The sequence below is a fragment of the Photorhabdus akhurstii genome, from assembly GCF_018448925.1.
Lineage (GTDB): Bacteria > Pseudomonadota > Gammaproteobacteria > Enterobacterales > Enterobacteriaceae > Photorhabdus > Photorhabdus akhurstii.
The window spans coordinates 141,566-153,977 of sequence record NZ_RCWE01000003.1 but is presented as its reverse complement, the minus strand read 5'-3'; the positions used below and the strand labels follow the sequence as shown (position 1 = coordinate 153,977).

General features: G+C 37.6%; 9 protein-coding genes and 2 pseudogenes. 7 read left to right on the top strand and 4 right to left on the bottom strand.

Going from position 1 to position 12,412, the window contains the following annotated elements:
* Window positions 1-3: 3 nt before the first annotated feature.
* A complete protein-coding gene (locus tag EAE93_RS05410; protein WP_214039242.1) occupies window positions 4-855 on the bottom strand; it encodes a HemK/PrmC family methyltransferase in 852 nt (283 codons plus the stop codon).
* Window positions 852-2,285 (bottom strand): NAD(P)/FAD-dependent oxidoreductase, encoded by a 1,434-nt coding sequence (locus EAE93_RS05405; protein WP_036782125.1) that lies wholly within the window; start codon window positions 2,283-2,285, stop codon window positions 852-854. Before EAE93_RS05405 ends, EAE93_RS05410 begins: the two co-directional genes overlap by 4 nt.
* 1,428 nt (window positions 2,286-3,713) lie before the next feature.
* On the opposite strand from EAE93_RS05405, the gene EAE93_RS05400 reads away from it, so the two are divergent.
* The gene (locus EAE93_RS05400) at window positions 3,714-4,499 is read left to right on the top strand and encodes a cupin-like domain-containing protein (protein ID WP_214039241.1); all 786 of its coding nucleotides are present in this window, start codon (window positions 3,714-3,716) and stop codon (window positions 4,497-4,499) included.
* A 163-nt stretch (window positions 4,500-4,662) separates the two neighbouring features.
* Here EAE93_RS05400 and EAE93_RS05395 read toward each other — a convergent pair whose 3' ends face one another.
* Complete coding sequence (locus EAE93_RS05395) at window positions 4,663-4,911, bottom strand: hypothetical protein (protein WP_144408102.1); 249 nt, start codon at window positions 4,909-4,911, stop codon at window positions 4,663-4,665.
* Between the two features lie 243 nt (window positions 4,912-5,154).
* Here EAE93_RS05395 and EAE93_RS25030 point away from each other — a divergent pair, with 243 nt between their 5' ends.
* From EAE93_RS25030 to EAE93_RS05370, 6 genes and pseudogenes are all read left to right on the top strand, one after another.
* Window positions 5,155-5,277 (top strand): hypothetical protein, encoded by a 123-nt coding sequence (locus tag EAE93_RS25030; protein WP_269468822.1) that lies wholly within the window; start codon window positions 5,155-5,157, stop codon window positions 5,275-5,277.
* 258 nt (window positions 5,278-5,535) lie between these two features.
* Window positions 5,536-7,302, top strand: a complete 1,767-nt coding sequence (locus EAE93_RS05390) for a B12-binding domain-containing radical SAM protein (RefSeq protein WP_214039240.1) — start codon at window positions 5,536-5,538, stop codon at window positions 7,300-7,302.
* Window positions 7,303-7,342: 40 nt separating this feature from the next.
* The gene (locus EAE93_RS05385) at window positions 7,343-8,206 is read left to right on the top strand and encodes a multinuclear nonheme iron-dependent oxidase (protein ID WP_036782117.1); all 864 of its coding nucleotides are present in this window, start codon (window positions 7,343-7,345) and stop codon (window positions 8,204-8,206) included.
* Window positions 8,175-8,726 carry a hypothetical protein gene (locus EAE93_RS05380; RefSeq protein WP_036782115.1) on the top strand — a complete coding sequence of 184 codons (552 nt, stop codon included), beginning with the start codon at window positions 8,175-8,177 and terminating at the stop codon, window positions 8,724-8,726. The genes EAE93_RS05385 and EAE93_RS05380 overlap by 32 nt, the downstream gene beginning before the upstream one ends.
* Before the next feature lie 2 nt (window positions 8,727-8,728).
* Window positions 8,729-9,994, top strand: coding sequence for a hypothetical protein (locus EAE93_RS05375; RefSeq protein ID WP_036782113.1), 1,266 nt, complete (start codon window positions 8,729-8,731; stop codon window positions 9,992-9,994).
* 638 nt (window positions 9,995-10,632) lie between these two features.
* Window positions 10,633-11,673, top strand: a pseudogene (locus EAE93_RS05370) (IS630 family transposase).
* Window positions 11,674-12,047: 374 nt separating this feature from the next.
* Here EAE93_RS05370 and EAE93_RS05365 read toward each other — a convergent pair.
* A pseudogene (locus EAE93_RS05365) lies at window positions 12,048-12,329 on the bottom strand (DUF637 domain-containing protein); the annotation flags it as partial.
* Window positions 12,330-12,412 lie beyond the last annotated feature (83 nt).

The window sequence follows — 12,412 nt, the reverse complement described above, 5'->3', positions numbered from 1 at the left end:
AGTTCAAAGGAGCTTACAACCAACAGTGATTACCGAACTGCCCGTTGTGTCAGAAACATCTTCATCAATAATGGTTCGTACCAGAGAAAAACCAGCATCTGCAAATAATGCTCTGACGCTCTCTTCCTGGCTTTCACCATGTTCAATCACTAACCAACCCTCTGATTGCAGGAGCTGTTTAGCTTGTTTGATAATCAACCGCGTTAAGTCAAGCCCATCATCCCCCGAATACACCGACGCATAAGGATGATGCTCCTCCCATTCCGGCAATATTTCCTGCTGTTCCGGCACATAAGGTGGATTCGCCACAATCAACGCCACCGATTCGTTAAATTGAGAAAACGCTTGCCAATCCCGTAAATCTGCTTTTAATGCATCGGCTTTAATCGCCCAATTCGCCAACCGATGGATATTGCGCGTCAGATATTGAAAAGCCACATCATCATATTCGATACAAGTGACCTTTAAATCCGGGCGACGTTTAGCAATAGCTAAACCGATGGCGCCACTGCCGGAACATAAATCCAGAACCACTGCCCCGTGAGGCGCTTGATATTCATTCTCCAACCATTTATGAATAACCTGGCTATGAGGACGCGGAATAAATACCCCCGTCCCCACCGTCAGAGGCAATCCATCAAAATCCACAGTGCCGACAATATGCCCAAGTGGTATCCGGTTACAGCGTTCATGAACCGCAAGCATAAATTCATCACGGGCGCGGTCCTTACAACGCCTTTCCAGATAACGGTCAATCAGACATGTGAGATCAGTTTCCACATCCCAAACCCCTGCCTCTGACAGTAATTTCCTGGCGTTATCAATGACGACTTGATCTTTCAGCGAAAAACTCATGACCATGCCTCATAATAACTACGTAACCGTTCACGCATAGATTCATAAATATGAGAGAAAGCGACCAGCTCCGGCGGTGGCGTGAACTGCGGATGAAGAGACTCAATTACATTCTGATAATTGCGCATCATCCCTTCATTCAGCAGTGGCAGCCAGTAAGGTTTGATATCCCAACGATATTCATAACCGGTGGCAAACATTTGTTGGGCGGTCTCTTTAGCCATTACTTCACGGGAGAAACCCACCAGCGGCGGACGAACGGGCTTGAAATCATCAAGATTAATCAGTCTATTTTCTACTCCCGTCAAAGCGTTGGCGATGTAATCCGCCAATAATGGCGACTGATGTAAGCCATCGCGATAAGTACCGGTAGCCAGCCAAAGACCATTCACGCCACATTCACCAATCAACGGGAATCCATCAGCCGGGATTGGCCGGTTGCCAACCTGGATTGAAAGGATTTCAGCATCATGTAAGTTAATATCCAACTGATCTAACGCACAATCCAACAAGAACTGCACATCAGAAATCAGCGCCTGACTGCGTGGTTTTTCAGACAGAATATTGGTCGCGCCAAGATACAGCACACCATCACCGCGTGGCACACAATGCAGCCCACAGGCAAATGCCCGGTTCGGGGTACGGATGACTGAGGTCGGCAATTCTCTGCCTTTCGGCATCTTGACCAGAATGGATACCCCATAGCCGGCAAAGATTGGCGGAATCTGGCGAACAATAGAAGGTATATTTGATAACAGATCCAACGAGTGCGCACCGGCAGCCACAACGACTTTATCTGCCATTAAACGCTCGCCACTCAGCAATTCAACGCCGGTGGCTACACCCTCTTCGATTAGCACACATTTAATATTCTCTGCTTTCAGAACCCCACCCTCAGCCACAAATGCCGCATCCAGCTTTTCCAGCAATAAATGCGAGTTCAGCGCATGTTCATCAGGGATATACAGAGCACGCAGCGGACGCACTAAATCGTTGGGTTTCAACCACTCAATTTCACGTGGATCAACAGTTTCATAAGCAGCCGCATAATCGATCAGAGTTTGCTCGATAGCCTCATAATTGATAGTGTCAATCTCTTCCATCCCGGCAGTGTTGAGTATCACATGAGTGCCTTGAGCGGTGAACAACGATCGGGTATCACCGGAAGCGTCAGCTAACCGTTGCGCCCAAGCCGGCCAAAGCTCTTTGGCGATACAATCCATATTCAATTTCAACTTACCGTGTTCACTGGCTAATAAACCACTGGTAATTTCGCCAAAACAGCCATTCATTGCACCGGCGGCTTTGGAGGCGGCATTGGTTCGATCAGTCTCTCCAACCCTACAAACCGAGAAATTTCTGCTTGCCAGCTCATAAGCGATTGAACCTGCAATTGCCCCTGAACCAACGACAATAAAGTCGTATTTCACTTATTTACTCCTATATGGCCCGCGGCCAATCTATTTTAAATATTTTGTCAATAACGACGGAAAAATAATTGTCACCCTCTTATAGTGAGGATATTTTTACTGCTTTACATCAATTGTAAAAAAATAACCATGCATTCATCAGCAATTAAGATGACGAATCACGCTCAGATTTACACTAAATTTAAAAACAAATATGCAATAACGAACCATTACATTAGAAATAGTTTCAATTTATTATCAATCAAATACAATCACCCATATTAATTAATTTGTGAAAATAAAAATTTCCAATAAAAACAATAAATTGAATAGCATCACAAAATTCCATTCATATTTAAAAGAAATAATAACAAGAGATATTATTGTATTTTAAATAACACCTGCAAATCAGGGATGAACAATAATCATCAAATACAAAACTGTCAAACAAATTTAGTCTTATATTATAAACAAAAAAATCATATAAATACTTTCAGTATAAAATAAAAACAATTTATATTTAAATTGTTACGGGGAACAATATTCTAAATGTCTTTTTTTCTTCAATAAAAAAACAAAAATTCTCAAGAAAGGTGTTTTTTTAAATTTATATTTTCCATCAACTTTCACCAATATAGATAGATAAAACACTCAAGTTATTATATCTTTATTAACTATAATATTAGTGATTATTTACGATTAACGTGCACGCAGTGAACATGCACATTTCAGATTATTGACTTTTAACGTCTCGACTATCACTGCTGAGTTTTCCTCAGTAATAAAACGAGAAAATTTGTATTAGCAATCTGCATGGGAATGGTATTTTGTTACCATCGGAGGGATTTAACACTGTTTTTAATGCCTTTAATCTTTCAGTGTCGCGTTTTCTATTAACTCCAACGATCCAATTTGCTCAGGTTAAATCATATGGATTGCCATTTTTCATTCCATTTGAAAGCAAATGGTTATAGCAACTTTCACTCATTAAAATAATGATTAATCCCACCTTTATCCCAATGTGATAAAACAGGTGTTAAGAAAATCCGTTTTTATCTGTCAGTGTGGTTTTAAAATCAGGAAAAAAGAACAAGCACATTATGTTTTTAACATTATTCACTTTCTTGGCGATCGTAAACGCCTTTTTATCGGCAATGATTCAACTAAGGGTTAAAAAAATCAGTACATTATTAATGCCCTCTTTTAAAAGGTACAGCGTGATTTTAAAAAGCCTATTTATTGTCATATACCCTATGGATTTCAAGATGCATCGCGGCGGCAAGGGAGCGAATCCCCGGGAGCATAGAAAACTCTGTTACCGGGGTGAGTGAGTGCAGCCAACAAAGAGGCGACTTGAAAGATGACGGGTAAAAACTATTTATTCTTTGGAACGATATAAATATGATGGATTTTTCTAATTCTGGTTATCAGAAATGCGTAGAGTTCACCATGCCATCCATAGAGGATGTATTTGCTTGTATGCTGAATAGAGTCCATTTTATTATTCGAGGAGGCGCTGAACAGTGGGTAGCAAGAACAAAGTGGACATGGGACTATTTTCAGCAAAAATTTGGTCATCACCTGATAAAAGTATTTCGATCATCAAATAATAAAGATAATAAATATATGTCTCTTGGTGACTATATTGATTATATAAAAGATGTAGAAGAACCCGATCCTTATTACGTTTCTGCGTGGCCGTTTTCGCTCTATTTTAAAGAGTTAGTCAATGATTATGAGGTCCCTGACTATTTTTCTTGCTTAATTCGTCAGCGTGTTGCAGACGATATTTTGCATAATGAAGCAGCATTACTATTACTTCGCTGGATTTATATGGGGCCTAAAAACAGCGGCTCTCGTATGCATTTGGACATTGCTTCTACTCATGCCTGGAATGCGGTGATGAGTGGTCGAAAAGAGTGGATATTTTATGGGCCGGAAGAAGCAATGAAAATAGGTTATGGCAAAGTTGATGCTTTTAACCCTGATCGGGTCTTATATCCCGATTTCGTTCAGGCTCAGGGTATTCATTGTGTACAGAATCCTGGTGATATTGTTTTCACGCCTTGTACACACTATCATCAAGTTAAAAATTTGGAGGCAGGAATTTCAATCACTGAAAATTTTATTAATGACACGAACTTGGAGCTGGTTAAGCATTCCATAAACAACGACGATGATATATCACCGGAACAAGCAAATTTTATTCGGATGTTGATTCCTGAGTTAAGTTAACCGGAATTTTGTTTAAACCGTCACTCCCGAATGAAAAAATTCAGTGGCTGTTTCTTCTTATTTAAACAATACGCGGTTAATAAATCCCTCTTACCAGTACATGGTCGTGAACGTTCTAATATTGCGTCTACGACCATGATATAGTGTGTAAGACTCAGTATTATCAATAAATTGATGTATGTAACGATGATTTATTATTTCTGCTTATCTTTATTCCACTTACTGGCCATTTAGCGGAATTGAGAAGAAACGCGGCTGGTTGTCCTGTTGCACCAATAACGGGAGTGCCGACGTTTAATGAAACGCCATATGGAATGGCATGAAAAATTTCAGGTGTAATTTCAACGAAGTTCTTAGTTAAAAACTGAATTGATTGAGTGGAATCAGTTTGGAAACGCGTTGAAGTTGCCAAAATAAAATCCAATAAAGACAATATGTTGGAGGGTATTTTTGAGAGGTTTAATACTTAAGGTTCAGTGTATGATCGGTGATTACGAGTAATAGTTTCATGTAACGATAACCATGATCATTTGTATTTTGAATATTAACATTTTAATACAATAATGACTTGACAGCTAAAAAAAACCTACAATACTTATGTGTAATGAAAATTCCAATGTTGCATTACACATAAATAACAATGGAGGATGTATCTATGATCACTCAAGTAACAAACATAGAAATTCTCGAAGAAATTGCTTCTGATATGGATATTGAAACAGCTGTTGTTGAAGTAGATTATGAATCAATCGGGGGTAAGACGGCACCTGAATTTTAATTTTTTAGCCTTACTTCTTTTTATAAGTAGTAAGGCTACACTAAAGGCTTGAAAATATGTATTTGAAAGTTAAGGATGATATTATCTGTTTGGAAGACTTAGGTTTTTGTTTTTTCCATAACGGTGAATTAATGGTAAAACTAAAAAAAATATTGGTTATGAAAAGTTTTGAGGATAGTAATTTGGCTATTCGACTTTCTGAAAGATATCCACTTTTTTTCACATTATGCCAAGTAACTCATGATGGAATATTTTCATATGAACAAAGTGTTCAGAGATTTACACTGCCATAATATAGTGTCCTGTGAAAATAATATTCGCTTAGCATTAGTTGCATTGCCTTATGGAGAAGGGCCGCAGGTCATCATGCCTTTGGGTCTTCAGAATATTTCCGCATATATCAAGAAAAATACAAATTTTGTCAAGACCAAAATATTTGATTATTCAGATTTAACTCAGGACAGAACAGAGGAGTTAGCTGATTTAATTGAATGGAAACCAGATATTGTTGGGATTTCGATTTATAGCAGCCATGTTGATACAGCATTAGTTTGGGGAAAAATAATTAAGAGTCTAATTCCTAACTCTCTCCTTTTTTGCGGTGGTCCGCATATAAGTTTGGCCGCAGAAAATTTTATGCAAACTGGAAGAGATATTTATAGTGTGGCTTTTAAAGGAGAGGGGGAATATTCTGTAAAAATTCTGGCGGAGATTTTCAACCGGTTTAAAAAGCAGTATGGTGAATCAATACCAGCAGAGAATTATTTGTATTTTGAGTATTTTAGAAAAAATATAGTAAATGCTGTCTATTTCGACAGAAATGATCAGTTGCAGGTCAGTAGAGTTGAGAAATACCAACTTCCTTCAGAGGAGTGGGTAAACCCTCTTATGGAGTATGATTCAGAACGCTTGCAAAATTTGATTTTTACTGACAGACGGGATGGACGCAAAAGAAAAGCTATTGCCTTTACCAGTAGTCGAGGTTGTCCACTAACTTGTTCATTTTGTGCGATTATTGCCGCAGATGCAGAAGGCCCCAGATGGCGTGCTGTAGACGCTGATATTTTGGTTAATTGGATTAAAGAAGCACGCGAAAAATACGATTTCCAACATGTCTATATGATGGATGCGAATTTTTTTGTGAAGAAAGATAGAGTATTAGCCTTTTCTAAAGGGTTACATCAGATTGGAAATGGTGATATTACATGGAGCTCTTCTTCTACAGTTCGCTATTTACTTCGTCTACGAGAAGAATTACCTACTCTGGTTAAAGAGGGATTAAGGTTAGTTGAGATGGGTGTTGAATCAGGCTCTCAAACTCAACTCAACTATATGAATAAACGTGTGACAGTACAGGAGAATATCGATGCTATCAGGGCGTTACAAGAAAATAAAATTGATATTGGATTAGATTTTATCATGTTTTACCATGATCAAACAAAAACTGAGATTATCGAGAATCTGACATTTTTGATCAAATCTGGTATGGCGGAGCATGAGTCCCTTGATCATTATTTTAATTTAATGATGTTGTATCCTGGTACTCCAGTTAGAATTGATCTCGAAAAAAAACTGGGAAAATTATTCAGTTTAAATAGGCTGCCTAACAGTCGAGAGCTTATTAGTGATCATGGGGTAAAAAAGATTTATCATTTATTCATCGATAAATTTGCTAAGCCTTGGCTTCATCAGTTAGAAGAGGCGATATCATTAAATTTGGAGGTAATAAGAAACAATAGAAAAAATAAATTGTTATCTTCTTCTCTTTCGTTAAGGAATGTATATCTGAGGCACATTCCATTTAAAGTATTGTGGGAACTTTGTCATGCAGATGATCTCTCTGATATGAATTCCGCAGTCAAAGATTTTAATATCTACACAGATGTGATAAGCAACACCATAAAAGAGAATACCCGTTTTTTTGGAATAAATAAAAAATATTTTGGTATTGAAACAGTAGGTGTTGGTGGAAGAAAAGGAGAAATTGTGATGATACAAAGCGTGGACGGCAATAATACACAATGATAAGTTTTTTCTTAAATTAGATTAGTGATTGGGGGAATCAATGGATGAAATAAAAGACATGTGTATTGGTGTGAGTGGTGATATTGAAAAACTTCGTTTCGTTTATCATGAAAAAAATAAAGATAGGAATAGCATTTTTCATAAAATTGGGCATTTTAGTCTGGGAGCAAGGGTATGGGATGAGTTTGATGATGAAATTGTCGCGATGGCTAATATGGGTAACATGACGATCTCTTTTCATCCGGTTGATATCAATTTCTCAGGTAAGCTTATTAAAGAAGAAATGCTTCGTTTAAAAAAATTGATAAAAAAACTACCTATTTCTTATCTAGAAGAGGATATTGGTATATGGCGTTGTGGAGATCTTTTTCTAGGACCTCATCAAACGAATCCTGTACTTAATGAGGAAAGTATCCTAGTAACTGCAAAAAATATTTTGTTTGCACGAGAGTTTTTTGAAAAAGAGATTGCTTTGGAAAACCCACCCGTATATAGCGAATTAGGTGATATAAACTTTTGGGATTATTATATTAAACTTTGTGAAGAATCTAAGGCTTATTTTGCCTTCGATTTAGGACATTATATTGGGTATTGCCGAACACTTGAGTCCGATGCAACTGTTCTGCCTGATATGGATAATGTGATTTGGGATAAAATTATAACGATACATATTTCCGGGATGAAAAAATGGAAATGGAGGGGGGTATCGGTGTGGTTAGATCAGCATTCAGATCCGTTTGATGCGGATTTGATTTCGTTATATAAACAGTGTAAATCACGGTGCAAACGACTAGAAAACACGTTACTTGAACAAGAAGGTGCTAGCCATCAAGTTGAAAAACTAAACATTAATAGCATTTGGGAGGCTATCTATGAAACGTCGCCAAGATTTGCATATGAATGAAGATAGTTTAGAGAGAATGTCGAATCTTTATTCTGGAAGAGCTTTATTAGAGTTTAATATCAACCAAACCATTGCAGAAAATCACTTGCTATTTGATAGAGTCAGACGGTTTTTAGATATAACTCGTGCGGTTCATAAACGGTGGATTTATGTTTCGAAATATATTCTTTCTCTTTCTGATGAATGTGTTTTGATTGATGTTTTTGATGAGTTTCATATAAAAGCTTCTACAAGCCATAGTATTTCAGCGGCATCATGTAATATTTTCTATAACAAGATAAAAAGTTCAGGAAATGAACTCTTTGTAGAATTACTGGACTACGAGGATTATGTGAATCAACATCCAGGGAGACATTATATTTATAGTAAAGATAATAAGGATAAAAAGAATATTTTGGTACCTTATGATCTAGAGTCACTTTATTTGAGTATTATGTTTTATGCTCGTGCTTCTGCTCCTTCATTTTTATATAAAACGATACTGACTGAGCCAGGTGTAATTTACAAGGAGAGTGTGTAAAGATGGTTCTTCTCACTATTGCGCGAGCGGATGCTATGTATAGCAGTGTTGCTATGAGTGTAACAATACTTGAGCTGGCCCTTATTGCAACCAATGAACATTTAGGTAATTTTTCACTAGAATTTACACTTATTTCCCAATTGGTTATTTCGTTAATTATCGAATTTGCCTCTGGTAGTATGATGAGTTTTAATTTTGGGTTAGCGAGAACAACTGTAATTGGATTTTGGTTGAAACTATTATCCGCATTTCTTCTTTTAGCGGGTTTTGCTTTATCTTATATTGGTTATTTTTATCTCGCTTGGTTTATTATTATTATGTCATTTGTGTGTGATGCGGCTGGAACAGGATGCTTAAAAACGACATTCAGACCTTCATACAATATGATGAGCATTTTTAAAATCGGAGAACCAGCAGATTATGTCAATTCTTTTAAATATTATCTTTACATTAGATTGATATTGCCATTTATTCTTCTTGGCATAACAATTGTGTTGATTGGTTTTTTTAATGAGAAAGTGGCTGCAATAGCAATTTTTTCTATGATCATGATATTAAGGTTGATACAGATTTTCCAATCTAAAAAGGATCTTGATTGTATTCATAAAGAAAAAAACAATAATAATGTATTGGGATTTTACAAATTAAAAGACTTTCTATCGGTAGTAAAATTAAACGTTCCGAATTCCCTGCTTTTTATTACAGGAAATATATTTGAATCTATAGTACTTATGTATTCCATTGGATTATTATATAAATATCAAGTTTACCTTAATCTTCCCAATTACCTTGCATGGCTTGGCAGTTCATCTGTTGCATTTGTAATTTATCTTTTTTCCGCAGTTATGGGTAATCAAATTATGGTCAGACTTAAACGGTTCGAGACGAGTATTAAGTTAAAACAGTCACTGGTCTTGGTTTCATTGCTTGCATCCACTTTATTGTTAATTTCTCCACTTGGGGCTAGTCAGTTTATTACGCTTTCATTTTTTAGTCTGATAGGTGTATCCGTTGGTCTTATTATGACTCGTATTGCGATCAATACAGCCCTTTATGAGTTTGATGAAAGGAAAAGTGTTGTTTTCTTCCTCTTTGTGGAAACGATGACTACTGGTTTCATTATATTATTTTCCATAGCAGGGAGCCTATTTTTTAAAGAGGATAGCGTGATAAAGGCATTTTGCGTAGGACTTATTGTTTTTTTGTTGAGTTATTTTATCTACACCTTCTTTGTTAAATTGCCTTCTTCTTATGAGAAGGATAGCTAATGAAAATGAAGTTGCTTCTTCGTTGGCTGCATTCGTTCACTCCGGTCACATAGTTTGCTATGCTCCCGGGGATTCACTCCTTTGTCGTCGCGATGCATTTTGAAATCCATAGGGTATAGTTATTGTTTATACTCAGGAAGGCAAAGATAATTTGGTCGTAATAATTCTTCATATCATTAGAAATCATTCGGAAAGTTATTTTTCAATGAGTAGTTTTTCATAATATTGTGGCACTTTTCTTTTTTGATTCATTGCAAGTGGATGTGTTGTATCATCAAGATTTGGGACTAAATACTTCTAGGTATTAAACATTTTCATTTGATTAAGGGAATGAGAGGAAATAGATAGGTTGTGAGATTTGGCTGAATCTAAGAATAACGAGTTTATATGTCATATAATTTAGATTTAAAATTGTACTGAAATGGTGGCTTTATAATTGCCAGTACATGGTCGTGAACGTTCTAATATTGCGTCTACGACCATGATATAGTATAGAAAACCCAGAATTATCAATAAGCGGCTATGTTTGACTCAGCTAAATAACTTTTCAAAATAATAGATCACTTGGAGGGAACTCAGTCCGATTTTTGCGATCTGATCAATTGCAAAAAATCCCAAACCCCAACACGGACTGAGTGATGCCTATCATAGCACCCATACCTCAAGATGAATGCCAGAAAATGAGAAAACTTATCCATAAAACCCGCGATAAGAACTATTCCCGTCGATTGACGGCGTTATTGATGCTCAATGAGGGATTAACGGTGACTTATGTCGCCAAAACCCTTCATGCCGCACGCTCTTCCGTCAATCGTTGGGTTGAGTGGTTTACATTATATGGGCTCGAAGGGCTCAAAAGTTTACCGGCTGGCCGACCTGCTGTCTGGGATCTCACCCCTCTCTATAACTTATTGCTTTTCTTATTACAGCAATCCCCCCAAAAGTTAGGCTATCTTCGCTCTCGCTGGAGCCTTGAGCTCATGACTCATACCCTCAATGAATGACTCAACCTCTCTCTGACACAAAATGTGCTCTATCGTTACTTTGCTCAGGCGGGGATTGTCTGGCGCAGAGCGGCACCCACGGTAAAACAACCTGATCCTGAATACGATGAGAAAATGGCAAAGATCACGCAAGCCAAAGCGAATATCTCAGAAAAACATCCCGTTTTCTATGAAGATGAGATGGATATTGATTTCAACCCGAAAATCGGCGCGGACTGGTGTTTCAAAGGTCAGCAAAAACGGGTTATCACCCCGGGAAAAAATGAAAAATATTACCTTGCGGGCTGCCTCAATGCCCAAACAGAGCAAGTCACCTATGTTAAAGGAGTAAAAAAGAACTCTGATTTATTTATCAAAATGTTAGCTGAACTGGAGCAACAATATCCCCATGCGGAAACCCTCACATTAATTTTAGATAACTACTGTATTCATAAAAGTCAGAAGGTAAAGGACTGGCTGGCACGACATCCCAAATTTACCCTGTTGTTTTTACCGGTCTATTCACCGTGGCTAAATAAAATAGAACGGTTATGGCAGTCGCTCCATGAGACAATAACGCGAAATCATTGTTGTCAATTTATGTGGCAGCTGCTTAATTATGTTGATGCCTTTTTGGAATCGTTTTCATCACAGCAAAAGCCAGGAAGACAAAAAATGGGTGTAGCACAATTATGAAACCTTATTTAATCCTAAAAACTTTTAACCTTTGTTGATAGAATGAAGCGTTATTAAGCATTAAAGAAAAACTAATTAACCGACAATATATTGAAACCCCGCAAATGAATTACCTTTCTCAAGAAACACTATTTTACCATCAGCTAACCTTTCGGCTATTAAGACATTTTCAGGTGAAAATTTGACACCATTCTTAGACATTTCTGTAAGGTATTGTTGGTTAATCGCCCTCTTTCCAACATACAACTTCTCATTTTCGATCAAGCTAGCTACGGCATCAGTATCAGGCTTAGCATTTCTTAACAGCGGTTTTGAGGTATGACTTAATCCTTCTGCCAGATTCTTGGCACCTTCTTTAATACCTGAATTGCCATCGGGTCGCTAAAGGTTTTATCCAAGGTGATGGCGGCCAGTTCTGCGGCTAATGCGCCCACTGCCGCCCCTTTAGCATCTCCACCGCCAATTTCCGCCGCCAGCGCAGACACTGCGGCATGGCTAATCGCTTTACCCGGAACATCCAGAATCTGCCCCTGATCACCAATCAGTCTGGCGCCTTCCGCATTAATCTGATTACCAATATTACTCAACAATGCGGTTTGCAGATTATCCGTAAAACTGCTGCCATTAATGGCCGTGCCCAGTGTCGAACTCACGATGAAATAGTGGATAGAAGAGTCTATCCACTATGACCACCACGAAAGAATCAGCTTAAAGTGAAATAGCCTGAGTCCGGTGAAGT

What these genes read in the sequence shown, in the direction of transcription:
- EAE93_RS05375 (WP_036782113.1), top strand. Translation starts at nt 8,729, where the DNA reads ATGGTTCTTCTCACTATTGCGCGAGCGGATGCTATGTATAGCAGTGTT.
- EAE93_RS25030 (WP_269468822.1), top strand. Translation starts at nt 5,155, where the DNA reads ATGATCACTCAAGTAACAAACATAGAAATTCTCGAAGAAATTGCTTCT.
- EAE93_RS05400 (WP_214039241.1), top strand. Translation starts at nt 3,714, where the DNA reads ATGCCATCCATAGAGGATGTATTTGCTTGTATGCTGAATAGAGTCCAT.
- EAE93_RS05385 (WP_036782117.1), top strand. Translation starts at nt 7,343, where the DNA reads ATGGATGAAATAAAAGACATGTGTATTGGTGTGAGTGGTGATATTGAA.
- EAE93_RS05380 (WP_036782115.1), top strand. Translation starts at nt 8,175, where the DNA reads ATGAAACGTCGCCAAGATTTGCATATGAATGAAGATAGTTTAGAGAGA.
- EAE93_RS05410 (WP_214039242.1), bottom strand. Translation starts at nt 855, where the DNA reads ATGAGTTTTTCGCTGAAAGATCAAGTCGTCATTGATAACGCCAGGAAA.
- EAE93_RS05390 (WP_214039240.1), top strand. Translation starts at nt 5,536, where the DNA reads ATGAACAAAGTGTTCAGAGATTTACACTGCCATAATATAGTGTCCTGT.